24 protein-coding genes and 1 tRNA gene are annotated in these 23,410 nt (G+C 65.6%); 18 read left to right on the forward strand and 7 right to left on the reverse strand.

Annotated elements, in window-relative coordinates; genetic code table 11:
* The 9 genes from EAO80_RS13905 to EAO80_RS13945 all read left to right on the forward strand — a co-directional run.
* Positions 1–1,254: tRNA uridine(34) 5-carboxymethylaminomethyl modification radical SAM/GNAT enzyme Elp3 (locus EAO80_RS13905; RefSeq protein ID WP_122090480.1), on the forward strand; the 1,254-nt coding region annotated here is incomplete at its 5' end.
* A gap of 187 nt (positions 1,255–1,441) precedes the next feature.
* Entirely contained in the window at positions 1,442–2,143 is a 702-nt protein-coding gene (locus EAO80_RS13910) for a DUF4013 domain-containing protein (RefSeq protein WP_122090481.1), read from the forward strand.
* Positions 2,144–2,190: 47 nt separating this feature from the next.
* The gene (locus EAO80_RS13915) at positions 2,191–2,700 is read left to right on the forward strand and encodes an HVO_2922 family protein (RefSeq protein ID WP_122090482.1); all 510 of its coding nucleotides are present in this window, start codon (positions 2,191–2,193) and stop codon (positions 2,698–2,700) included.
* Positions 2,701–2,740: 40 nt separating this feature from the next.
* Positions 2,741–3,208: an SHOCT domain-containing protein gene (locus EAO80_RS13920; protein WP_122090483.1), complete on the forward strand. Its 468-nt coding sequence runs from the start codon at positions 2,741–2,743 to the stop codon at positions 3,206–3,208.
* A 40-nt stretch (positions 3,209–3,248) separates the two neighbouring features.
* On the forward strand, positions 3,249–5,333 hold the full coding sequence (rqcH, locus tag EAO80_RS13925; protein WP_122090484.1) for a ribosome rescue protein RqcH: 2,085 nt from the start codon (positions 3,249–3,251) through the stop codon (positions 5,331–5,333).
* 37 nt (positions 5,334–5,370) lie between these two features.
* A complete protein-coding gene (locus EAO80_RS13930) occupies positions 5,371–6,279 on the forward strand; it encodes a DUF4013 domain-containing protein (RefSeq protein WP_122090485.1) in 909 nt (302 codons plus the stop codon).
* Positions 6,276–6,911, forward strand: coding sequence for a DUF4013 domain-containing protein (locus EAO80_RS13935; protein ID WP_122090486.1), 636 nt, complete (start codon positions 6,276–6,278; stop codon positions 6,909–6,911). The genes EAO80_RS13930 and EAO80_RS13935 overlap by 4 nt, the downstream gene beginning before the upstream one ends.
* Before the next feature lie 42 nt (positions 6,912–6,953).
* On the forward strand, positions 6,954–8,021 hold the full coding sequence (locus EAO80_RS13940) for an mRNA surveillance protein pelota (protein ID WP_122090487.1): 1,068 nt from the start codon (positions 6,954–6,956) through the stop codon (positions 8,019–8,021).
* A gap of 40 nt (positions 8,022–8,061) precedes the next feature.
* A complete protein-coding gene (locus EAO80_RS13945; RefSeq protein WP_122090488.1) occupies positions 8,062–8,433 on the forward strand; it encodes a 2Fe-2S iron-sulfur cluster-binding protein in 372 nt (123 codons plus the stop codon).
* Here the strand turns inward: EAO80_RS13945 and EAO80_RS13950 are convergent.
* A complete protein-coding gene (locus tag EAO80_RS13950) occupies positions 8,430–9,209 on the reverse strand; it encodes an MBL fold metallo-hydrolase (protein WP_122090489.1) in 780 nt (259 codons plus the stop codon). The genes EAO80_RS13945 and EAO80_RS13950 overlap by 4 nt on opposite strands.
* Positions 9,210–9,310: 101 nt before the next feature.
* Here EAO80_RS13950 and EAO80_RS13955 point away from each other — a divergent pair, with 101 nt between their 5' ends.
* The gene (locus EAO80_RS13955; protein ID WP_122090490.1) at positions 9,311–12,040 is read left to right on the forward strand and encodes an ATP-dependent helicase; all 2,730 of its coding nucleotides are present in this window, start codon (positions 9,311–9,313) and stop codon (positions 12,038–12,040) included.
* Here EAO80_RS13955 and EAO80_RS13960 read toward each other — a convergent pair.
* Together EAO80_RS13960 and EAO80_RS13965 are read right to left on the reverse strand one after the other, a co-directional pair.
* On the reverse strand, positions 12,037–14,760 hold the full coding sequence (locus tag EAO80_RS13960; protein WP_122090491.1) for an AAA domain-containing protein: 2,724 nt from the start codon (positions 14,758–14,760) through the stop codon (positions 12,037–12,039). The two genes, EAO80_RS13955 and EAO80_RS13960, sit on opposite strands and share 4 nt — an antisense overlap.
* Before the next feature lie 37 nt (positions 14,761–14,797).
* On the reverse strand, positions 14,798–15,235 hold the full coding sequence (locus EAO80_RS13965) for an NUDIX hydrolase (protein WP_122090492.1): 438 nt from the start codon (positions 15,233–15,235) through the stop codon (positions 14,798–14,800).
* 99 nt (positions 15,236–15,334) lie between these two features.
* Here EAO80_RS13965 and EAO80_RS13970 point away from each other — a divergent pair, with 99 nt between their 5' ends.
* The 3 genes from EAO80_RS13970 to EAO80_RS13980 are packed head-to-tail and all read left to right on the forward strand — an operon-like array spanning position 15,335 to position 16,478.
* The gene (locus EAO80_RS13970) at positions 15,335–15,883 is read left to right on the forward strand and encodes a hypothetical protein (RefSeq protein WP_122090493.1); all 549 of its coding nucleotides are present in this window, start codon (positions 15,335–15,337) and stop codon (positions 15,881–15,883) included.
* A gap of 29 nt (positions 15,884–15,912) precedes the next feature.
* Positions 15,913–16,281 (forward strand): nuclear transport factor 2 family protein, encoded by a 369-nt coding sequence (locus EAO80_RS13975; RefSeq protein ID WP_122090494.1) that lies wholly within the window; start codon positions 15,913–15,915, stop codon positions 16,279–16,281.
* Positions 16,281–16,478 (forward strand): hypothetical protein, encoded by a 198-nt coding sequence (locus EAO80_RS13980; RefSeq protein ID WP_122090495.1) that lies wholly within the window; start codon positions 16,281–16,283, stop codon positions 16,476–16,478. Before EAO80_RS13975 ends, EAO80_RS13980 begins: the two co-directional genes overlap by 1 nt.
* Here the strand turns inward: EAO80_RS13980 and EAO80_RS13985 are convergent.
* Together EAO80_RS13985 and EAO80_RS13990 are read right to left on the reverse strand one after the other, a co-directional pair.
* Positions 16,475–17,428: a zinc-dependent metalloprotease gene (locus EAO80_RS13985; RefSeq protein WP_122090496.1), complete on the reverse strand. Its 954-nt coding sequence runs from the start codon at positions 17,426–17,428 to the stop codon at positions 16,475–16,477. The two genes, EAO80_RS13980 and EAO80_RS13985, sit on opposite strands and share 4 nt — an antisense overlap.
* A 39-nt stretch (positions 17,429–17,467) precedes the next feature.
* Positions 17,468–17,896, reverse strand: coding sequence for a hypothetical protein (locus EAO80_RS13990; protein ID WP_122090497.1), 429 nt, complete (start codon positions 17,894–17,896; stop codon positions 17,468–17,470).
* Between the two features lie 79 nt (positions 17,897–17,975).
* On the opposite strand from EAO80_RS13990, the gene EAO80_RS13995 reads away from it, so the two are divergent.
* The 4 genes from EAO80_RS13995 (at position 17,976) to purF (ending at position 21,043) form a co-directional block, all read left to right on the forward strand.
* Positions 17,976–19,028 carry a M20/M25/M40 family metallo-hydrolase gene (locus EAO80_RS13995; protein WP_122090498.1) on the forward strand — a complete coding sequence of 351 codons (1,053 nt, stop codon included), beginning with the start codon at positions 17,976–17,978 and terminating at the stop codon, positions 19,026–19,028.
* Positions 19,029–19,069: 41 nt separating this feature from the next.
* Positions 19,070–19,255 (forward strand): LSM domain-containing protein, encoded by a 186-nt coding sequence (locus EAO80_RS14000; protein WP_122090499.1) that lies wholly within the window; start codon positions 19,070–19,072, stop codon positions 19,253–19,255.
* On the forward strand, positions 19,252–19,428 hold the full coding sequence (locus EAO80_RS14005; RefSeq protein ID WP_122090500.1) for a 50S ribosomal protein L37e: 177 nt from the start codon (positions 19,252–19,254) through the stop codon (positions 19,426–19,428). The genes EAO80_RS14000 and EAO80_RS14005 overlap by 4 nt, the downstream gene beginning before the upstream one ends.
* Before the next feature lie 163 nt (positions 19,429–19,591).
* Positions 19,592–21,043 carry an amidophosphoribosyltransferase gene (gene purF, locus EAO80_RS14010; protein WP_122090501.1) on the forward strand — a complete coding sequence of 484 codons (1,452 nt, stop codon included), beginning with the start codon at positions 19,592–19,594 and terminating at the stop codon, positions 21,041–21,043.
* Positions 21,044–21,049: 6 nt separating this feature from the next.
* On the opposite strand, the gene EAO80_RS14015 is transcribed toward purF, so the two are convergent.
* Positions 21,050–21,613, reverse strand: coding sequence for a DUF420 domain-containing protein (locus EAO80_RS14015; RefSeq protein ID WP_122090503.1), 564 nt, complete (start codon positions 21,611–21,613; stop codon positions 21,050–21,052).
* A 207-nt stretch (positions 21,614–21,820) separates the two neighbouring features.
* Between EAO80_RS14015 and EAO80_RS14020 the strand changes: the two genes are divergently transcribed.
* The gene (locus EAO80_RS14020; protein ID WP_122090502.1) at positions 21,821–23,053 is read left to right on the forward strand and encodes a polysaccharide deacetylase family protein; all 1,233 of its coding nucleotides are present in this window, start codon (positions 21,821–21,823) and stop codon (positions 23,051–23,053) included.
* Positions 23,054–23,319: 266 nt separating this feature from the next.
* On the opposite strand, the gene EAO80_RS14025 is transcribed toward EAO80_RS14020, so the two are convergent.
* Positions 23,320–23,404, reverse strand: a tRNA-Leu gene (locus tag EAO80_RS14025).
* Positions 23,405–23,410 lie beyond the last annotated feature (6 nt).

Consider the following 23,410-nt stretch of genomic DNA (forward strand, 5'->3'; position numbering starts at 1 on the left):
TACGGGCAGGTCACGCTGCGGCTCGCACAGCTCAGAGAGATCGGCCATCCGGTCGAGAAGGTCGAACTCATTCTGATGGGCGGGACGATGACGGCGAGAAGCCACGACTACCAGGAGTATTTCGTCAAGCGCGCCCTGCAGGCGATGAACGACTTCGATCCGGAGAACCCCCCGGAACCGACCGAGGGCGAGAGCTTCGCTCAGGACCCCGAGGAGTACGAATTCTCGTATCTAGAGGACGTGATCGCCGCAAACGAAACCGGGAACGTCAGGAACATCGGGACGACCTTCGAGACCAAGCCCGACTGGTGTGACCCCGAGCAGATCGACCGGATGTTGGCCCTCGGCGGAACGAAGGTCGAGGTCGGCGTCCAGACGACCTACGAGCGAATCAACCGGGAGATGCACCGCGGGCACGGTGCGCAGGCGAGCATCGACGCCAACCGCCGGCTCCGGGACGCCGCGTTCAAGGTCGGCTTCCACATGATGCCCGGTCAGCCGGGCATGAGCCTCGATATGTGCCGCGAGGATTTTCAGCAGCTGTTCGAGGACCCGAACTGGCGGCCCGACTACCTCAAGATCTATCCGAACCTCGTCGTCCGGGGGACCCGGACCTACGACCAGTGGCGCCGCGGGGAGTTCGAACCGCTGACCAACGAGCAGGCCGCCGAACTCGTCGCCGAGATCAAGGCCATGCTCCCGAAGTACGTCCGTCTCCAACGGGTGCAGCGCGACATCCCCGCGGACTTCATCGACGCGGGCGTCTGGAAGTCGAACCTCCGCCAACTCGCCAGACAGCGCATGGAAGATCACGGCTGGACGTGTGACTGCATTCGGTGTCGGGAGGTTGGGATGAACGACGAGGAGCCCGAGTCGGTCGAACTCGACGTCATGACTTACGAGGCGGCGGGCGGAGTCGAGAAGTTCATCAGCTTCGAGGACCCCGAAAAGGACCTGCTTGTCGGATTCTGTCGGTTGCGGTTCCCGAGCGATCCGGTGCGCCGCGAACTCGACAACGCCGCGCTGATCCGCGAACTTCACGTCTACGGCAACGAGCTGGGTGTGGGGGTAGCGAGCGACGCCGACTGGCAGCACAAGGGCTACGGCCGCCGGCTGATGGAGCACGCGGAGGGGCTCGCATACGAGGCCGGCTTCGAGAAGGTGAGCGTCATCTCGGGGATCGGCGCGCGCGAGTACTACAAGCGAAAGCTCGGCTACCATCAGGACGGCCCGTACGTCTCGAAGCGGCTCTGAGGTCGGTAAGACGGTTATGCTCGATTCGGTATATCTGTCCGGATATGTCGTATTTTCGACGAAACGGTTAATATTACCTCGCGCTTGTATACTTCCACTGAACACTCACTCCGTGAGCGGTCAGCAAGAGGAAACCGATGAAGATCACGATAGCAGCTGGTGGTGTACGGAAACCGAGTGAACGGCGATGATATCGGAATCGATCAGATATCTCAGCGAGAGCGACGACGCGGTCACGACGGTACTGTTGGGCGGGATCATGACGCTCTTTGCGTTCCTGATCGTCCCGCTGTTCGCCGTCGCGGGCTACATGGTCCGCGTGCTGGACCGGACCGCGAAGGGCGAGAGCGAACCCCCGATCTTCGACGAGTGGGGAGCGTTGATCGTCGACGGCGCGAAGGCGAGCGCCATCGCGTTCGTCTACGCGCTGGTTCCGACGGCCGTTCTGGTCGTCTTTCTCGTGAGCGGCGGCCTGCTGGGCGCGTCCGGTAGCGACCTGCTGGGTGCGATCGGCGGGCTCACTGCGCTCATCGGCGCGTTCGTCTGGCTGGCGGCGACCCTGATGGTCGCCTACGCCGTTCCCGCAGCGATCGCGAACTTCGCAGAGACCCGCCGCGTCGGTGCGGGGTTCGAATGGTCGACCATGCGTCGGGTGCTCGTCGACCGGACCTACGCGACTGGCTGGCTGACGGCCTTCGCGATCCTCGTCGGCGGCGGGGTCGTTTCGACTCTGCTGAACGTCGTGCCCCTACTGGGGTTCGTCGCGAGCGCGTTCGTCGGCTTCTACGCCGCCGTCGCCGCCTACTACGTCATCGGTAGGACGTGGGGCGAGATGAACCACGCACCCCTCGCGGAACGACCCGCGATCCGCGGCCAGGCCGAGATCTGAGCCGCGAGCGAACCGTCTTTTTGTACACACGGAGCGTAGGACTCCACATGGTAGAGGACACCCTCTTCGAGTTCGAATCCGACCGAAGCCGCGAGGAGATCGCCGCCTATCTCAGAGCGCTCGCCGCCGAGTTCGATACTGATGGTCCCGTGACGTTCCGCGATGGCGAGTACGCACTGGCGGTAACGCCGCCGGCGTCCGCGGCGTTCGACGTCGAGGTCGAACGCGAGGACGGGGACGGGGGGAGCGAACTGGAGATCGAACTGGAGATCGAGTGGAGCGAAAACGGGACGGAGTCGAGCGCCGAGCGGGTCGAGAGCCTCGATCCGGACGTCGGAATCCAGTTCACCCCCGAATCCGACGACGGAGAACCGAGTCAGGGCCGTTTCGAGGTCTATCGGGACAGGGCCGACGAGTGGCGCTGGCGGCTCGTCCACCGGAACGGGAACATCATCGCCGACGGCGGGGAGGGCTATTCGAGCAAGCAGAGCGCGATCAAGGGGCTTCGGAGCGTCCAGCACAACGCGCCCGGGGCGCGGATCGAGGACGTGGAGTAACGGCGATATCCTTTTGCCGTCGGAATGAGCCACTGAGATCATGAACGGGGACACCCCGGGCGATCGACTGCGCGAGAACGCGACGGCGATCGCTTCTACAGTCGTCACGGGGATCTGGCTCGCCGCGTTGCTCTCCGGCCAGGGCTGGTGGCTCGGGGCGTTGATCCTCGGCTACGTGGTCGTCGTTCCGATCGTCGCGTTGCTCTTCGGCGACGAGAACGACCGCGAGGAGTGGTGGGACGACTGGATGGGCGACTCGGACGTCGAGAAGTGGTTCGGTACGAAGGAGGACTGGTTCGGTTCGTCCCCGCACGACGGGGACGATGAATCACTCGGGGACGAACCGCCGTCGAACCGGGACGCCCTCCAGACGCTCCGCTACCGGTATGCACAGGGCGAGCTCACCGACGAGCAGTTCGAACGGAAACTCGAACGACTGCTCGAAACCGACACCATCGAGAACGCCGAGGACCGCCGCCGGGCACGCGAGCGGCTGTACGAGCGATAGGAACGACAACGCCTTTTTCCTGTCACCCGCGAGTATCGCCATGGACCAGAAACGGGAGCTGACCAGCATCGATCTCGCGGCACTGGTCGGCGAGCTAAACGAGTACGAGGGGGCGAAAGTCGATAAGGCCTACCTCTACGGTGAGGATTTCCTCCGCCTCAAACTGCGGGACTTCGATCGCGGTCGGGTCGAACTGCTGGTCGAGGTCGGCGACGTCAAGCGCACCCATGTGGCCGTCCCCGAACACGTCCCCGACGCGCCGGGTCGGCCGCCGGACTTCGCGAAGATGCTTCGAAACCGTCTGTCGGGCGCGGATTTCGCCGGCGTCTCCCAGTACGAGTTCGATCGTATCCTCAGCTTCGAGTTCGAGCGCGAGGACGGAAATACGACGGTCATCGCGGAACTGTTCGGGGAGGGAAACGTCGCCGCCTGCGACGAAACCCGCCACGTCATCGACTCGCTCGAGACGGTGCGGTTGAAATCACGGACCGTCGCGCCCGGCTCGCGCTATCAGTTCCCCGACTCGCGGGTCAACCCGCTCGAGGTCGACGGGGAGACGTTCCGCGCGCTAATGGGCGACTCGGACACCGACCTCGTGCGGACGCTCGCGACCCAACTCAACCTCGGCGGGCTCTACGCCGAGGAGATCTGCTCGCGTGCCGGCGTCGAGAAGACCGTCACCATCGAGGAGGCCGACGACGAGCAGCTAGAACAGCTGTACGACGCGCTCTCGCGACTCGCGAGCGAAGTACGGGAGAAACGGTTCGACCCGCGGATCTACCGGGACGACGGGGACCTCGTCGACGTGACGCCCATCGCGCTGGAGGAGCACTCGGGCCTTGAAAGCGAGTCGTACGAACGGTTCAACGAGGCGCTCGACGATTACTTCTACGAACTGGATACGAGCGAGGACGAGGAGACCGACACGAGCCCCGAGTTCGACGAGGAGATCGAACGAAAGAAGCGGATCATCGACCAGCAGGAGGGGGCCATCGAGGGGTTCGAACAGCAAGCGGCCGAGGAACGCGAACGCGCCGAACTCGTCTACGCGAACTACGGGACCGCCGACGAGGTCCTGACGACGGTTCGAAACGCGCTGCAGGAGGGACGAAGCTGGGAGGAGATCGAGGCGACGTTCGAGCAGGGAGCCGAGGAGGGGATCGACGCGGCCGAGCGCGTCACGGGATTCGACCCCGAGAACGGCATGGTGAGTATCGATCTCGACGAGGCGACCGTCTCGCTCGACGTCCAGTCGGGCGTCGAGAAGAACGCCGACCGCCTCTACACCGAGGCAAAGCGAATCGAGGAGAAAAAGCAGGGTGCCGAGGAGGCCATCGCCGAGACCCGCGAGGAACTCGAGGCGCTCCGGGAGCGAAAGCGCCAGTGGTCGGAGGGCGACGCCGACGAGGAAGACGGCGGGGAGCCGGAAAACGTCGACTGGCTCTCGCGGGCCTCGATTCCCGTCCGAAAGAGCGAGGAGTGGTACGAGGAGTTTCGCTGGTTCCACACGAGCGACGGCTTCCTCGTCATCGGCGGACGAAACGCCGACGAGAACGAGGACCTCGTCAAGAAGTACCTCGACCGGGGCGACCTGTTCTTCCACACGCAGGCCCACGGCGGGCCGGTGACGATCCTGAAGGCTACCGGCCCGAGCGAGCCCGCAAAGGACGTCGACTTTCCAGAATCGAGCATTCGGGAGGCCGCCCAGTTCGCGGTCTCCTATTCGTCGGTCTGGAAGGAGGGTCGCTTCGCCGACGACGCTTACTCGGTCACTCCCGACCAAGTCTCGAAGACGCCCGAAAGCGGCGAGTACATCGAGAAGGGCGGGTTCGTGATCCGGGGCGATCGCACCTACCACCGCGATACGGAGGTGGGCGTCGCCGTCGGGATCACCTGCGAGCCGACGACGCGGGTCATCGGTGGGCCGCCCTCGGCGATCGTCCCGCGGGCCGAAACCACCGTCGAGGTCGAACCCGGTCGCTACGCCCAGAACGACATGGCGAAGATGCTCTACCGGGAGTTCCGCGAGCGGTTCAACGATACGGCGTTCGTCCGGAAGGTAGCCAGTCCCGACCTGATTCAGGAGTTCCTCCCTGCCGGCGGGAGCCGACTGGTCGAGGAGTGACGATGATTTATATCGGATCGAAAGACAGTTTCGCACGATGTTAGGCGACGCGATCGAGTACCCCGCTCGCGGCGATGACGCCCTCACGACGGTGCTCGTCGGTGGACTGCTGCCGGTTTTGGCCACGATGGTCGGGGTCGTCGGGCTCGTCCTCTCGGTCGTTCTCGTCGGCCTCGCGGTCCTCCCGCTCGCGTTGCTTCCGGGACTCGCGCTGTTCGGCTACTACGTCGCCGTTCTCCGGGGAGCGACCGCCGGCGACCCCGAGCCGCCGCGCTTTCGCGACTGGAAACGACTGCTCGTCGACGGCGTCCGGTTCGTCGCCGTCAGCGTCGCCTACGCGGTACCGTTTGCCCTCCTTCTGGGGGCCTTTCTCGCCGTTCTCGCCGCGAGCGAATCGGCCGTCGGGAACCCCGTCGCCGAGACGGTCGCCACCGTCGGTGCGGCCGTGTTCGCGCTGTTCGCGGCGGGCTCGTTGCTCGCCTACGCCTACCTGCAGCCCCTCGCGCTCGCGAACCTCGCTCGAGAGGGGGACCTGCGTGCCGCGTTCGACCTCACGACTCTCCGAAAAGCGGGCCTTTCGAGGGCGTATGCCGCCGCGTGGCTACTTGGGATGCTGATCTGGATCGTCGGCGGCGTGCTCGAAGGGACGCTGTGGCTCGTCGTCGTCGGCCTCTTCGTCGGTTTCTACGCCGACGTCGCACGCTACTACCTCTACGGCCGGGGGCTCAGTCGGGCGCTTTCGGAACCGAGCGACGGCGAGCGAGCGGCTTCCGAGGAACGAAGACGGCAGGATCGAACCCCCGCAATCGACGGGGTGACGGACCGCTTCGAGACGGGGACGATCCCCCGAATCGAGGAGCCCGACACGTTCGCGATCCGAACGGGGAAACGCGATCACGAACGGGGCTGGCCCGACTGGGAGTCGGCGTCCGACGAGCGACGATGAGCGAGCGCCTCGCCTTCCTTCGGGACGAGAACGCCGAGGAGGCGCTGCTGATCGGCTGGATCTGTCTGCTGGCTCACGCGGTGTTCGTTCCGTGGCTCCCCCTCGTGCCCGCGGTCGGCTACCTCGTCGCCGTTGCGCGTGCGGTGATCGGCCGCGAGTCCGCCCTGCCGCCCGTCGAGGTCCGCTCCCTACTGGCGGACGGGGCGGTCGCGAGCGCGATCTGTCTCGGTTATGGGCTAGTGCCGCTCGCGGTCGGCGTGATCACGGTCTCGCTCGCGAGCGAGACGACGGTCGATCCGGTGGGAGCAATGGGCCCCCTCTTCCTTATCGGGTCGACGATGACGCTGTTCGTCGTACTGGCGGCGCTGTATGCCGTTCCGATCGCGCTGTGTGGCTACGCCCGCGGTGGGATCGGGAGCGCACGGCCCGACGATTCCTTCGTGCGCATCATGGGTCGGGCCGCCTACTTCGTCGGCTGGACGAGCGCGCTGGTCGTCCTCGCAAGCGGTGCGCTCGCGGGGAGCGTCGTCGGAGCCGTTCCCCTCCTAGGACCGCTTCTCGCGGCGTTCGTCTGGTGGGTCGTCGCGCTCGCGTCGACCCGGCGACTCGCGGCCGGCTACCGCGAGTCGTAGGCGCTTCGGGAGGACTATTGCCCGCGAGCGCCGACTCCGTGTATGCGGATCAAGAGCCGACAGCGCGTCGAGGGCGGCAAGGAGCGTCTCACGCTCGTGCCCGAGCACCTCGACGACCTCTGGCATCTCACCTACGTCCTCGAACCCGGCGACCTCGTTTCCGCGGACACCACCCGCCGCATCCAGCGCGCCGACGACCAGATGCGCGACACCGGCGGCGAGCGAGAACCCATGCGCGTGACCATCGCCGTCGAGGACGTCGAGTTCCACAAGTTCGCGAACCGCCTGCGGGTCGGCGGCGAGATCACCTGGGCCTCCCGCGAGGACCAACTGGGCCACCACCACACGCTCAACGTCGAGGAACACGACGAGATAGAGGTCGAAAAACTCCTGAAGGCAGACCAGCGCGAACGATTGGAGGAGGCCGAGGAATCGACGGAGAACCCCGACGTGGCGATCGTCACCGTCGAGGAGGGCGAGGCTCACATCCACACCGTCGCCCAGTACGGCACCGAGGAGCGCGCGACGTTCACGGGCCCCAGCGGCAAGGGTGAGTTCGCCCGCGCGCGCTCGGAGCTGTTCTCACAGGTCGCCGACGCCCTCTCGCGGATGGAGACGGATGCGATCATCCTCGCCGGGCCGGGCTTCACCAAGCAGGACGCCTACGACTACATCGAGGAGAACACACAGGACGTCGCCGAACTGATCACGATGGTCGACACCTCGGGCGTCGGCGACCGCGGGGTTCACGAGGTCCTGAAGCGAGGGGCGGTCGAGGACATCCAGGCGGAGACGCGCATCGCCCGCGAGGCCGAGCTGATCGACGAGCTGACCCGTCGGATGGCCGAGGGTGCGAAAGCCGCCTACGGGATCGACGAGGTCGAGGAGGCCGCGGAGTTCGGCGCGATCGAGACGCTGCTCATCACCGACGAGCGCCTGCGCGAGGAGCGCGCGGGCTCGGGTGACTGGAGTGTGGACGTAAACGACCTGATCACCGAGGCCGAACAGAAGGGCGGCGACGTGGTGGTGTTCTCGAGCGAGTTCGACCCCGCCCAGCAGTTGGGTAATCTGGGTGGCGTCGCGGCGCTCCTCAGGTACCGTCTCCAGTAGTTTCGCACCCTTTTTCGCGCTTCGGATCCGAACACGGGCAATGGGAGAGACGACGTATAGCGTCGAGATCGTCGTGCCGGAGGACGCCGATTCGGAGCGGGCCGGGGAGACGGTCACGGTCGAGGTAAACGAGGACGACTACGTGCTCGCAGCCGCCCGGAGTCAGGACGTGTGGCTGGCCGCCGACTGCCAGCAAGGCTGGTGTACGACCTGCGCTGCGGAGTTGCTTGAGGGCGAGGTCGACCAGTCGGACGCGAAACGCTACTACGAGAGCGACGAGGCGGCGGACATGGTCCTGCCCTGTACTGCCAAACCCCGTTCGGATCTCAAGATTCGGGCCTTCCAGTACGAGGCGATGCTCGAACACCGTGCGGAGAACGACAACCCGCCGGGGAAGTCGAAGCTGAACTAGCGGATCGTCACGCTCAGGCCGTCCTCAGCCACGCGCACGTCGCCGTCGTAGGTCTGGGCGATGGAGTCGAGCATCTCCTCGTGGCGTCCTTCGGTGTGGGGGTACTGGTGGGAGAGATAGACGCGACCGATCTCGTGGCCTGCAAGGGCCTCGCCCAACTGCGTCGGCGTCGGATGGCCCGAGACGTCGACGTCGTCGGGGAACGAACAGTCGTGGACGAACACTGCAGATCCCTCGGCGAAGTTTGCGAGCCCCTCGAAGGCCTCGCTGTCGCCGCTGAACGTGAACACGCCGCGAGACTCCGTCCCGCGAGCCTCCGAGCCGGACTCGGAGACACCGTCGAACCGGTAGGCCAGACAGTACATCGAGTGGCGCGTCTCGTACCCCTCGACGTCGAAACCGCCGATCTCGAACTCGTAGGGGCCGACCTCCCGAACCGTGAGGTCGAGTCGGTCCTGCATGTACTCGTGAACGTCGAGCAGGCCGTCAACGAGCGACTTCGTCCCCCGCGGCCCGGCGATTTCGAGGTGCTCCTCGCCCGCGAGCCAGCGGGCCTTCAGTAGCGGGAGGAGGTCCGCGACGTGGTCGAGGTGGTGGTGGGTCAACAGCACCGACGAGACGCCCTCGTAGCCGACGCCCGTCCGTGCGAGCCCGTGAAGCGCGCCGCTCCCGCAGTCGACCAGCAGCCGCCCGTCGTCGTTTTCGAGCAACAGCCCCGTCTGAAAGCGTTCGCCGGTCGGCATCGCGCTGCCGGTACCGAGGAAAGTAACTCGCATACCGGTCGAGGGTGCGCCAGCGACGAAACGCCTTCGGTTGCCGGGTTCACTTTCACCGCGGTAGCCCAACGCACTTGACTGCCGGTCCCCAACTGCGGGCGATGGGAGCACGCGAGCGCCTCGCCGACCGGGGCGTCGATCTCGACCTGGCCGAGGACGCCGACGTCCTCGATTCGCTCTCGCCGGTCGTTCAGGAGTGGTGGATCGACCGGTTCGGCGAGTACGTGCCCGAAAACGGCGGCGTCTTCACCCCGCCACAGCGCGAGGCGATCCCGCTGGTCCGGGAGGACGAGAACGCCCTGATCTGTGCGCCGACCGGGTCGGGCAAGACGCTCGCCTCCTTCAGCGCGGTCATCGACGATCTGATCGAGCGCGACCGCGAGGACGATCTGGAGAACTCGGTGTACTGTCTGTACGTTTCTCCCTTGAAGTCGCTCGCCAACGACATCCACCGCAACCTCGACGTTCCACTTTCCGAGATCACCGACCGCCTCGCCGAGCGTGACGAGGACTGCGAGGTGCGCCACGCGATCCGCCACGGCGATACGCCCGACAGCGAGCGCCGGAGGATGCTCGAGGAGACCCCACATATCCTCAACACCACTCCCGAAACGCTCGCGATCCTGCTCAACTCCCCGAAGTTCAAGGAGAAGCTTTCCACCGTCGAATACGTCATCGTCGACGAGATCCACTCGCTGGCGGCGAACAAGCGCGGCACGCACCTCTCGGTGAGCCTCGAACGCGTCGAGGAGATCGCCGAGCGCTCGCCAACGAGGATCGGCTGTTCGGCGACCGTCGAGCCGCTCGATACGATCGCGGAGTTTCTCGTGGGATGCGAGGACGGCTCTCCGAGGGAGTACGAGATCGTCGACACACGGTTCGTCCGGGAGTTCGACCTCGAACTCGCCTGCCCGACCGACGACCTGATCCACACGCCCCGCGAGGTCGTTCAGGGCCGCTTTTACGAGGGGCTCCACGGCCTCATCGCCGATCACGAGAACACGCTCGTTTTCACCAACACCCGCTCGGGCGCGGAACGCGTCCTCCAGAACCTCCGAGAGCGCTTCGGCTACGACGAGGAAGACTCGGGCTGTCACCACGGCAGCCTCTCGACGGAGTCCCGCCAATCCGTCGAGGAGGGGCTGAAGGCCGGCGACCTGGACGTGGTGACGACCTCGACGAGTCTGGAACTGGGTATCGACATGCCCCACGTCGACCTCGTGGTGCAGGTCGGCTCGCCCAAGTCCGTCGCCTCGCTGCTCCAGCGGGTGGGCCGGGCGGGCCACCGGCTCGGACAGACGGTCACCGGCCGGGTGATCGCGCTGGACCGCGACGAACTGATCGAGTGTGCGGTGATGCTTCAGAAGGCCGAGTCTGGCTTCGTCGACCGGGTGTTCGTCCCGGAGAAGGCGATGGACGTCGCCGCCCAGCACGTCTACGGGATGGCGATCAACGGGGTGCGGCCCGAACGCGAGGTCCGCGCGACCCTCGAACGGGCCTACCCCTATCGGGAGTTCACTGATCGAGAATGGGAGTCGCTGATGGCCTATCTTACCGCCGACTACGAGGGCATGGAGGAGAAGAACGTCTACGCGAAGGTCTGGCGCGACACGAACGACCCGTCGGAGGGAGAACACCACTACGAGGAGCATCCAGTCGGAGAGCACCTGATCGGGAAACGCGGCCGACTCGCGCGGGTGATCTACATGACCAACATCGGGACCATTCCGGACTCGTTCACCTGCAGCGTCTTCACCCGCGCCGACAACGAGCGCGTCGGCGACCTCGACGAGAACTACCTCGATACGCTCGATCCGGGCGACGTGTTCGTCATCGGGGGTCGGCACTTCGAGTTCCGCTATCGGAGAGGGTCGAAGGTCTACGTCGACCCGACGAGCGCCCGTCCGACGGTGCCGACGTGGTTCTCCGAGCGCCTCCCCCTTTCGTACGACCTCGGTCGAGAGATACTGGCGTTCAAGCGCGAACTGCTCGAGCGCTACGAGTCGGGCGGTCCGCCCGCGGTCCGGCGGTGGCTCCGGGGGTTCCCGATCGACGACGACAGCGCCCGCGCGCTGGCGCGGATGTTCGACGAGCAAATCCGCTACGCGGGGCTCGAGAGCGTCAGTACCGATACCCGACTCGCCATCGAGGCGGAGCGCGACCGCACCGAGTACAAACGCCGGTACTACGTCCGGTCGGGATACGGGAGACGGTTCAACGAGGGGTTCTCGCGCCTGCTGGCGTACCGCTGCGCCCAGGAGGCCAGCGCCAACGTCACCGTCGCGGTCGCCGACAACGGCTTCACGCTCGCGATGCCGCTCAACCGGAAGGTCGATCTTCGAGGGCTGATCGAGGGGACCGACCCCGACGAGGTTCGCGACCTGCTACGGGACAGTCTGGAGGGCACCGACCTTCTACAGAGATATTTCCGAATTAACGCCACCCGGTCGCTGATGATCCTGAAACGCTACAAGGGATACGAGAAGAGCGCGAGCGAACAGCAGGTCTCGAGCGAGATGCTTCTGGGCTTTGCCGGCGATCTGGAGGAGTTTGCGGTCTTAGAGGAGACCTACCGCGAAATACTGGAGGACAAGCTCGCCGTCGGGGCGGTCGCGGACGTCCTTCGCGAGGTTCGCTCGGGAGAGATGGCCCTCGCGATCGACCGGGTCGACTCGCCATCGCCGCTCTCCTTCGGCCTGGCGACGCTCTCGGCCAGCGACGTGGTGCTCGCGGAGGACGAGAGCGCGGTACTCAGGGAGTTTCACGAGCGCGTGCTCGAATCGATCGACGAGGGCGAGCGCGCGGGCGACGCGTTGCCGGTCGAGGACTAGCGACTCGCCCACTCGACCATGCTGCCGTACAGCGGGTCGGCTTCGAGGGCCGCCCGCGTACCGACCAGCACCAGCGACTTCTTGGCTCGCGTGAGCGCGACGTTCAACCGGCGGTAGTCGTCGAAGATCGGTCCCTCCAGACCGGCGGGCGTGCTCGCGACGAACGAGACGAGGATCACCTCCTTGCTCGACCCCTGGAACCGGTCGACCGTGTCGACCGCCACGCCTTCGCGGACGCGTTGAGAGATCGTGGCGACCTGCGCGCGAAACGGCGCGATGACGCCGACGTCCTCGGGGGCGACGCCCGCCACGACGAACTGTTCAACGAGATCCGCGATCCGCGCGGCCTCCTCGCCGTCGGTGTGATCTCCCGAATCGCCCGCACAGTCGACGAACGTGACGGGATCGAGAAGCCCCTCGGAGAGGGCGTCCGTGGAGACGCCGTCGAGGTCGGCGATCCGCTGGGCGGCGACCTCGCCCGTTGCGGGCCTGAGCTTCCCGTCGTAGAACTCCTGTGAGGAAAACGCTTGAATCCGCTGGGCCATCCGGTACTGGCGCTCGAGCATGACGCCCGCGTCGGGATGCTCGCCGATCAGGCGCTCGAACAGCGACCGCGAGAGGTCCGCGACGTCCTCGGTCCCGTCGCCTTCGTCCTCACCTCCCCCGTCCTCGGACTGGACGACCGGCGGGAGCTGGTGGTGGTCACCCACGAGGACGAACCGATCCGCCCTGTTTATCGCCGCGAGCGTCGCGGGTTCGGTCAGTTGGGAGGCCTCGTCGACCAGCGCCACGTCGAAGGTCTGCTCGCGCATGACCCGCGAGCCACAGCTGGAGGTCGTCGAGGCGACCACGGGGGCCTCCCGGAGGGTTCGAGCGAGTTCCTCGGGATCGCCGCGGCCGTCGAGGCGATAGGACTGCATGTCCTCGCGCACGCCGTGTTCGGTGCCAATGCGGACGAAATCCGTAAAGCCCTGATCGGAAAGCGCCTCCAGGGCGTTGTCGACGGCGCGATTGGTGAACGCCGACAGCAGGACCCGTTCCCCACGCTCGACCAGCGCTCGAATCGTCCGGGCGATGGTGTAGGTCTTGCCCGTACCGGGCGGCCCGTGGATCAGCGCGAAGTCCTCAGCCGCGATGGCCCCGGAGACCGCGTCGTTCTGGGCGGCGTTGTTCCCGATGAACGTCTCGTCGACCTCGCCGAACTCGGGGATCGCGTCGCCGAACAGAAGCTCCTTCCGGCGCTTCTCGCCCTTCAGCAGGGCGTCGTGCAGTGCCGTGAGCATCCCGCTCGCGCTCATGTCGGAGGGATAGACGTCGAGTCGGCGGAGCGAGACGGGCTCGTCCGTGCTCACGACGACCTCGTCTCCTAACCGCTCGACGCGCGCCAGTTCGGCGTGGCCGTTGACCGGATCGCCGTCGCTCGCCAGCGCCACGTCGCCCTCACGGATCTTCGAGACCGCCCCGTCGTACCGGGCGCGAAGCTCCCAGCGCCCGTCCTTGCGGGGTTCCTCGCCTGTCGGTTCCAGATCGATCAGCGCCCGGTCGTCGTCGGCGCGCTCCTGTGGACTTTGCTCCCAGAGTTTGGCGTACTCGCGGTGGGCCGCCCGGCGCTCGCGTTCGATGGCGCGATACGTTCGGTCGAAGTACTCCCGTTCGCGTTCGGGGAGCGCGCTCGCGATCTTGCCGGCCTTCGACTCCTGATCGAGCCGCCCGGAGACGACCATGCAGGTGTCCTGCTCGAAGCAGTACTCGCACTTGGCGTTCGACTCGTAGCCCGTGGGCACCCCCGAATCGAACTCCATGGCCGCTATCTCGTTTCGGGTTCGCACGACGAACTTCAGGAGCCCCGAACCGATCGAGAACTCCTTGGCCGGCGAGAGATCGCCGGCCTCCTCGTTGCGGTCGAGTGCGGTGTTCTTCGTGTAGAGCAGGGTTCCTGTGTCGGGGGTCCCGCCGTCAGCCACCGCCTCGTCCCCGATGCCGCCCTGCTCTTCGAGCAAAAGGGCATAACAGGCCGCCTGGATCTTGTCCTGAAAGCGTGGTTCGCGATTGGTGTTCTTGCCCGTCTTGAGTTCGACCGGCATCCCGCGCCTGAGGGCGTCCGCCCGTCCCTTGATCCCGAACCGCTCGCTGATCAGGGTGTACTCGCTTCGCCACGAATCGTCCTCGCTCAGGGTGTCCTGCGAGAGCCAGCCGTCGATCGCACGCGCGTTCTGGCGAACTTCCTCCCGTACCTCCTCGAACTCGCGATCGAGCAATCCCAGTTCGAGTCCGGCTTCCTCGACGCGATCCGAGACGGCGTCCTCGAAGTCCGCACCCCGCAGGAGGTCGCCGAAGACCTCGTGGACGATCGTCCCCTTGACGACGGGGTAGTTGAGCGGAACGCCCGAGAGCTTGTTCAGGTAGTACATCCGGGGACACTGCACCCACGAGCGAACGTCGGTGACGTTCACCAGAAAGCCGGGCTCGACGATCACGTACGATTCGCGGGTGGTCGCGTACCCGGTCTCATCCTGCCATTCGGTCTCTTCGGCATCGGTGACGACCAGTTCCATGCCCGTTTCGAGATACTCGACGGTCTCTGCCCATTTACCCCACAGCGTGACCGAGAACTCGCCGTTGGTGGTGCGGATCAGCGGTTCGGCGAGGTCGCGCTCGCCGTGGCGGGTGCTGACGGTTCGGGTCTCGCCGGGCGAAACGACCGTTCCTCGGACCTGCACGGTCGAACCACGCCTGTGGAGCGAAAAACGCTGTCGGTTACCTCTGAACGAGCGGGACGTACGCGTCCATCCCGGCGGCCAGATCGGACGAAAGCGGGAGAGGCTGCCAGAACAGTTCGTAAACGAGCCCCGAGTCCTCGCCGTCGCCGTCTACCTCGTGGATCCACTCATCGCGCGACTCCGTGACGGGAAAGTGAAAGAAGTGTCGCGCGACGCGTTTGCCGTCCGCCCGCCGGTAGCGATCCGAGGCGAGGTGGTAGACGGGCCGGTCGTGGTCCAGTCCGGCCTCCTCGTGGAGCTCACGTCTGACCGCGCGGTCGGGCGTTTCGCCCGCTTCAATACCCCCTTTCGGGACCTGAACCCCGGCGTCGGGGTCTGCACGCTCACGAAAAACGAGGAGTTGACGGCCGTCGCCGTTGGCTCTCGTCACGTATGCGTAGGCCTTCTGGCTGTAGTCCGCGCCCGGACCGTACATACCTCCACTCTATTCGGGGAACGATATAAACCGTTTCGCCCGTGTCAGTTTCCCACATAGAACCGACACGTTCTTTCGATCCGCACGCCAACTGTACCCATGCGGATCCGCGAGTGGCAGGACATCCTGCATGACGTGATCGAGTCGGACGTGGAGGCCGACGGCTGGCGAGCCGTTGCGGGCGATCGCTCGCGGGGGCTCGGCGAGGACCTCTATCTGGGCCATCCCCGATCGGGAGTCTATCACCTGAAGACCTATGCGAAGAACCCCTTCTCGGTTCGGGGCGTCGGCGCGCGGGTCGCACGCAACCTCGACGACGAGATCGGGAGCTACCTTCCGGAGGGGGAGGACGGTCGCTTCGCCGTCCGGTCGTCCCCCGACGGCGAGGAGCACGCAAAAGAGCAGGCGAAACGACTCGAGGAGACGATCAAGGCCCACGCCGACGCCCCGACGACCCCCGACGCACTGTTCGAGGACGTGATGGGCGCCGTCGAGAGCCCCGCGTTCGGCCCGATGGAGTACGATTCCTACGGCCGACCCGAGAACCTCGACCGGCTCGCCGAGGACTTCGAGGAGGCAGACGAGCTACTGAACGCCGAACTCGACGAGCTGATCGGCGATGACGACGTCGACCGGGGCTTCCAGTAGGTTAAGGTCCCGCGGACCAACGCCGAGACATGAACGCCGAGGAGGTCGTGAGAGAGTACTACGACGCGCTCCGGGCGGGCGACCCGCTCGTCGAGTTTTTCGCCGCCGGCGACGTGGTGAAGGTCGGGATCTCCGAGCGGCTCGTCGGCTCCCAGCGAGTGGCCGAGGGCCTTCGCGAACAGACCGAGACCACGAGCGACTGGATCGTCGAGAGTCGGGACCTTCACGTCACGGAGCGCGAGTCGGTCGCGTGGTTCGCCGACACGGTGCGGATGGCCTGGACCACGGACGAGGGCGAGCGCCACGACTTCGAGACCCGCTGGAGCGGGACGCTCGAATGCGGGGATGACGGGTGGCAGTTCGTCGGGATGCACGTCAGCACCCCCCGGGAGATCTGATGGTCGGACCGATGAGCGACGAGGAGCGACGCGCCGGTTCCCAGCGGCTCTACACCGGCTTCGTCGTCCTCGTTGGACTGTCCGCGGGGATCATGGCGCTGTCGGGCGGCGCGACGCTTTCACAGGCCGCGCTCGTGACGGGTGCGGGGCTAGTGCTGGGCGGGGCGTTGGTGTGGTGGCTGGTCCGGATCGTCTAATCGATCCGTGCGAGCCACTTCGTCGGCTCGTCGAGTTCGTCGCTCGACGGGAGCGTCTCGGGCGACTCCCAGACGGCGCTCGCACCTTCGATCCCGCGGACGTCGGCGACCGTCTCGAAGAAGGCCTTGCCGCGCTCGTACTGGCGCCGTTTGAGTCCCAACCCGAGCAGGCGGCGCATGAGTCGAGCGAGCGGGCCGCCGCCCTGACGGCGCTCGTCGAGCTTCTCGCGGAGGTCGGCGTATTCGTCGTCGAACGCCCGGTCCATGATCAGCTCGGCGTAGCCCTCGACGGCGGTCATCGCCGCGTCGAGTTCGCGGAAGGCATCGCGGTCGAATCGACCGTTCGCGAGCGCCCCGATCCCCCGTTCCATCTCGCTTTCGAGATGCGTCGAGAGCCACGGTGCGGCCCCGAACTCGGCGGCGTGGGCGACCTCGTGGAAGGCGATCCATCTCCTAAAGCGGTCCTCGTCGACGTCGAGTTCGGTCGCCACCCGGCGGATGTTCGGGTGGACGAAGTACAGCGCGTGGTCGGCGTCGCCTTCCGCGAGGAGGAGCGGGTCGTACTGGCCCAGCACGTTCTTGCCGAGAAACGAGAGCATGAGCGTCGTCGAACCCGTGTTGAGGACGCGCGAGGCGTCGGGAAAGAACACGTCGGTGTGGGTTTCGATGGGGGCCATCACCCGCCGGAACGTCGAGACGTTGGCGTCGATCCAATGGTGGCGGTTCTGGATCTCGATGGTCTTCGGGAGGTCGAACGAGACCGCTGCGAGCTCGCGAATGGAGCGGCGCGCGGCCGTGACGTCCGCTCGGTAGCCCTCGACCTCGCCGTCGGTGAGTTCGAGCGAGCCTGGGGAGGTAACGTCCTTTGCGGCCGTGCCGACCGCAGCCCAGTCGACGGGGCCGTCGCCGGAGGCCCGTGAAATAGTGCGGAGACTGCGAAGGGGATTCACGCGGCTGTGTTGGGACCGCGCGGACAAAATGGTTCGGGACTAGTTCTCGTACTCGGAGAGTTCGACCTCTTCGTAGTCCTCGGCGACGTCACTCGTCGCGAACTTCTTCGTGGCGGCGGCGACGACTAAGAGGAACAGCAGCCCGATGACGAGCCCGAGGGCGCTCCCCGACTCCTCGCCGTCGACCTCTTCGTCCTCTACTTCGACCTCGGTCGGCGCTTCGTCGGCCTCGTCGAGCTCATCGAGCTCCTCTGTGTCCTCGTCAGTGGTTCGCGAGAACAGCCCGCTCGATTCGTCCTCGTCGTCGGTCGTCTCCTCGGCGGCCTCTTTCGAGCCGAACAGTCCGAGTTTCGAGCCCTTGCCCTCGATGCCGTCGACCGCTTCGGCGAGTTCGTTGCCGAAGCGGGGGCTGGGGCTGAACTCGAAGTTCTCGACGTTGATCTCGAACAGCGTCTTTTTCTCTCCCATACCCCGACGTGGGCCGACGGGACACTTAGCCGTTGTGGACGGTCCCAACGTTGATACGTGGGCGCTCGACAGACGGAGCATGGACGAGCGTCAACGCGAATTCCTCGACGAGCTGCTGATGACACCCTCGCCCTCCGGGTTCGAGGCTAATGGCCAGCGTGTCTGGACCGAGTACGTCCGCGGTTTCGCCGACGAGGTCCGTACCGACGCCTACGGCAACGCCGTCGCCGTCAGCGAGGGCGGTTCGACGTCGATCGCCGTCGTCGGCCACGCCGACCAGATCGGTTACATCGTCCGCCGGATCGACGACGACGGCTATCTCCATCTGGGGCCGATCGGCGGGGTCGACGAGTCGGTTTCTCGGGGCCAGTACGTGACCGTCCACGCTGACGAGCCCGTTTCCGGGGTGATCGGCCAGACCGCGATCCACCTGCGCGAGGGCGACGACGAGTACGACGAGATCCGCGATCAGAAGGTCGACGTCGGCGCCGACGACGGCGAGTCGGCCCGCGAACTCGTCTCCGTCGGCGATCCCATCACCGTCGAGTCCCGAGTCCGGGAGCTTCAGGGGACTCGGCTGGCGGCCAGCGGACTGGACAACCGCGTCGGGACGTGGACCGCCGCGGAGCTCCTGCGGGCGGTCGCGGACCGGAAGGGCGGCCCGACGGTCTATGCCGTGAGCACGGTCCAAGAGGAACTCGGCGTTCGGGGCGCGGAGATGGTCGGGTTCGATCTCGCGCCCGACGCCGCCATCGCCGTGGACGTGACCCACGCGAACGACGGTGCAGGCGCGCCCGCGGACCGCGGCGGCGACATCGAACTCGGTGGGGGGCCGGTGATCGGCCGGGGCAGCGCGAACCACCCGGTGTTGGTCGACGCCCTTAGAACCGCCGCCGACGAGGCGGAAATCCCCGTCCAGCTCGAAGCCCGCGGGATCGCGACCGGAACCGACGCCGACGCCTTCTATACCGCACGCGGCGGGATCGCCTCGCTGAACCTCGGGCTTCCGAACCGCTACATGCACACGCCCGTCGAAGTCGTGGACACCGACGACCTCGTGGGGGCGGTGGAGCTCCTCGCGGCGACGCTCGACCGGACGGCCGAGGACGAGCAGTTCCGCGTCGAGGTGTAAGTTCCGGTACGCTTAAGTGAGAATCGGGTGCGGATAGGGGTATGAGTGGACGACCGCTTGACGTACTCGAAGCGGCGATCGGCGATGTCGTGACCGTCCGACTGAAGGACGGCGAGGAGTTCGTCGGCACGCTGACGGGCTACGATCAGCACATGAACGTCGTCGTCGAACAGGACGACAACACAACGATTATACGCGGCGATAACGTCGTTTCGATAACTCCATGACTGGTGCAGGTACCCCGAGCCAGGGTAAAAAGAACACCACCACGCACGTCAAATGTCGACGCTGTGGTGAGAAGTCGTATCACTCGAAGAAGAAGGTCTGTGCCTCGTGTGGCTTCGGCAAGTCGGAGAAACGCCGTAGTTACGAGTGGCAGGGCAAGACCGGCGACAACTAACCGGATCTCACTTTTGCGTTTCTCGCCCGCTCAGCCACGCGTCCGTGCGATTAGCCGATCCCACCGACCGAGGATATCCACGAACATGCATACAATAGGCAGAACGAACTAATGGCGATTCAGCTACGTGGGATTTTTACTGCTGGGAGTGTATTCGACGTGTATGGATACGGGGCAGGCTCTCGACGGGCCGACCGAGAAATGCGGCGTCGTCGGCGTTGCCTTCCGGAACCGGGACGCCGCACGGCCGGTGTACTACTCGCTGTACGCGCTACAACACCGCGGCCAGGAGTCGGCGGGGATCGTCACCCACGACGGCTTCCAGCAACACAGCCACGTCGGAATGGGCCTCGTGGGCGACGCCTTTTCGAAGGGGGATCTGGACGGTCTCAACGGCCGAACGGGGATCGGTCACGTCCGCTATCCCACCGCCGGGAGCGTCGATTCGTCCTGTGCCCAGCCCTTTTCGGTTTCCTTCAAGAGCGGCTCGCTCGGGCTCAGCCATAACGGGAACCTCGTGAACGCCGACGAGATCCGCGACGAGCTCGCGGGAATGGGCCACGCCTTCACGTCCGACGGCGACACCGAGGTGATCGCCCACGATCTGGCGACAAACCTGCTCAACGAGGACCTCGTTCGCGCGGTCAAACACACGATGAACCGGATCCACGGGTCGTACTCGCTCGCGATCTCCCACGACGATACGGTCCTCGGACTCCGTGACCCCGAGGGCAATCGCCCGTTGTGTATCGGCAAACTCGAGGACGGCTACATGATCGCCTCCGAGTCGGCCGCGATCGACACCCTCGATGGTGAACTCGTTCGCGACGTCCGCCCCGGCGAACTCGTCGTGCTCTCGCCCGACGGCTTCGACTCCTACCAACTCGTCGAGCGTGAGAACACCGCCCACTGTTTCTTCGAGCACGTCTACTTCGCCCGGCCCGACAGCGTGATCGACGAGAACCTCGTCTACGAGATCCGGCGCGAACTGGGCAGACAGCTCTGGGCCGAAAGCGGGATCGAGACGGACGTCGTGATGCCGGTACCCGACTCGGGGAGAGCGTACGCCTCGGGCTACGCGGAGGCTTCCGAGGGCGTGGAGTTCGCCGAGGGGCTGATGAAGAACCGCTACGTCGGGCGCACGTTCATCATGCCGACCCAGGACGAGCGCGAGCGAGCAGTGCGATTGAAGCTCAATCCGATCCGGTCGACAGTCGAGGGTAAATCCGTCACGCTGATCGACGACAGTATCGTCCGAGGGACGACGTCGAACCAGCTCGTCTCGTTGCTTCGGGAGGCCGGCGCGACGGAGGTTCACATGCGCATCGGCGCGCCGCCGATCACCGCCCCCTGTTACATGGGGATCAACATGGCGACCCGCGAGGAGTTGATCGCCGCCGGCCAATCGGTCGATGACGTCCGTGAGGAGATCGGTGCCGACAGCCTCGCCTATCTCTCGATCGACGCGATCGCGGCGGCCCTCGGTGAGGACCACGACGACCTCTGTCTCGGCTGCGTGACGGGGGAGTACCCCTACGAGATCGACGGCGAGGAGACGGACCGCGATATCGACCGCCCGCAGGTCGGTGATCGGGGGCTTCCGGCCGACGACTGAGTCGAATCAGTAGACGACGTGAAGCAGCGTGTAGACGACGGCCCCGAGGCTGAAGGAGATCAACCACAACGAGGCGGCGATCCGACCGACCGTCGCGTGGCGCGTTCGGGGTAGCTCCGTCACCGAATGCGAGAAGGCGAGCAACAGGACGTAGTAGACGAGCGGGATACAGACGATTGCCAGCAGGATATGCACCCCCAAAAGCGGGAGGTAGACGAACCGGTAGACCGTCTCGGGACCGGGGAACGGTTCGGGGCCGCCTAAGACGATCAGCCGGTAGAGATAGAGGACGAGAAAACCGGCGAACAGCATCGTCGAGGCGATCATCGCGAACCGGTGGTTTTCGATCTCTCCCGTCCGAATCCAGTACCAGCCACCCGAGATGGTGAGGATCGCCGTCAGGCTGATGGCGGCGTTGAGATGTGGAATCGCGGTTATGACCCACTCGGGGGCCGCCGGTACGAGGCCACTGGGAACGTATCCGAGGGCGGCGCCGAAAACGAGCGCGAGCGAGAGTACGCTCAATACGCCCGTCAGTGCGGGTACGTGAGCGCGCACCTGCTGTTGCATACTCGACCGTGAGACCGCCGAACCCATAGCCGTTACCAACCTGCGTCGATAACACATAATTAAACCGTTATGAAAAGGTTAATAGGATTTAAGCACCGTATTAGAAAGTGAACACGATACGGAGACTACATTGGCATGAAAAAATCACTATCCCGTCGAGCCCTCCTCGGAACCGTTGGCGCAGCTTCCATCACGTTGGCTGGGTGTATGGATACCGAAAGCGACAACGGCAACGGCAATGGAAACGGCAACGACACTAACGGCAACAGCACCGGCGGCGGAAACGGCAACGAGACCGACAACGAGACAGACAACGGCGGCGAGCCAAACGAGGCCGCCCAGGCCGCTGCGACGGAGTACGGCGAGGTCCTCGACGATTTCGAGGCGATCAACTGGTACGCGCTCAGGGACGAGCAGATTTCTCCCGACGACAACCAGGCCGTTACCGGCAACCAGTCGATGTCGGTTCAACTCGACGGGAACGTCTCGACCGTTGCGTGGTCTCCCTCCTCGACGCTCGACCTCACTGACCAGTACCTCTCGGCCGCGGTGAAGGTGAACTCCCCGGTGGGGGGGCGCCTCTCGCTTCACGTCCGTGCCCCCGGCGGCGACGACTACGTCACCTCGGCCCGCCGGCTGCCGAGCGCCGTCGATCAGTGGTTCCGGGTCGACTTCGGGTACACCGTCGGCTACGGCGGCCCCGATTTCTCCCAGGTCCAAGAGCTCCGCTTCGAGATGGTCGGTCCCGAGGGCAGCCCGGTCGATTACCGGATCGACGACCTCCGGACGACGCCCGCCAAAGACGAGAGCAACGTCATTCTCGCGTTCTACGGCGGGCTCGAGGAGCACTACGAGACGGTCTTCCCGCTGCTCGAGGAGCGCGGCTGGGTCGGCGCGCTGGGGATCTCCCAGGACCTGCTCAACACCTCGGGACGGCTCTCGACCGAGCAACTGCGGGAGATGCGCGATGCCGGCTGGGACGTCTGTTCGTATCCCATGCACACTGGCGACCTGACCCAGTACGGGATGGACGAACAGCGTCGGATCGTCGAGAACAACCGCGATTACCTCGCGAACCGCGGGTTCGAGGAGGGGTCACAGCACTTCTTCACGCCGCGCAACCGGATGAACAACGACCTCCTGAACGTCCTGCGGGACACCCACGAGACGGCGTACGTCTTCGGGGCGTGTTCCAGCGGCATTCCGCCGACGGGCCGACACACCATCTCCGCGATCAGCGGATCGAGCTACCAGAGCACCCGCAAACCGATCCTGCGCGCGGACATCCACAACCAGGTGGTCGTTCCCTACTTCGAGACCATCGGCGAGGAAGGAATGAGCGTCGAGGAGTTCGAACAGCAACTCGACCGAATCGAGGACAACAGCTACGGCAACGGGCTCGAACCGATCACGCCGACGCAGTTGCTCGAGAACTACTGAGGCGACTTCGGGCGACGACGTTTCGAGATTCGCGACTCGATCGGCAGGAATCCAGTGGAAGAGTGGGCCGTAACGGGGAGTCGATTGGTCTCGTGAGAAACCCTGTCGCTGATTGTGTGGCGTCGAAAGGATTGTGCGTGGGTGATGTCCGCGAAGGGACCGGACGGGTGTACCGACCGGCCGTCGGACGAACCGACGGAATCACCTGCATCGGTTTGCTCGGCGGCGAGGCCGCCTCACGTTTCGCGGCAGAGCCGCGCGTGCGATGCGTGGGACCGGATTTGAACCGGCGGACCCCTACGGGACAGCGCCCTCAACGCTGCGCCGTTGGCCTAGCTTGGCTACCCACGCTCGCTG

The organism is Halalkalicoccus subterraneus, assembly GCF_003697815.1.
GTDB lineage: Archaea > Halobacteriota > Halobacteria > Halobacteriales > Halalkalicoccaceae > Halalkalicoccus > Halalkalicoccus subterraneus.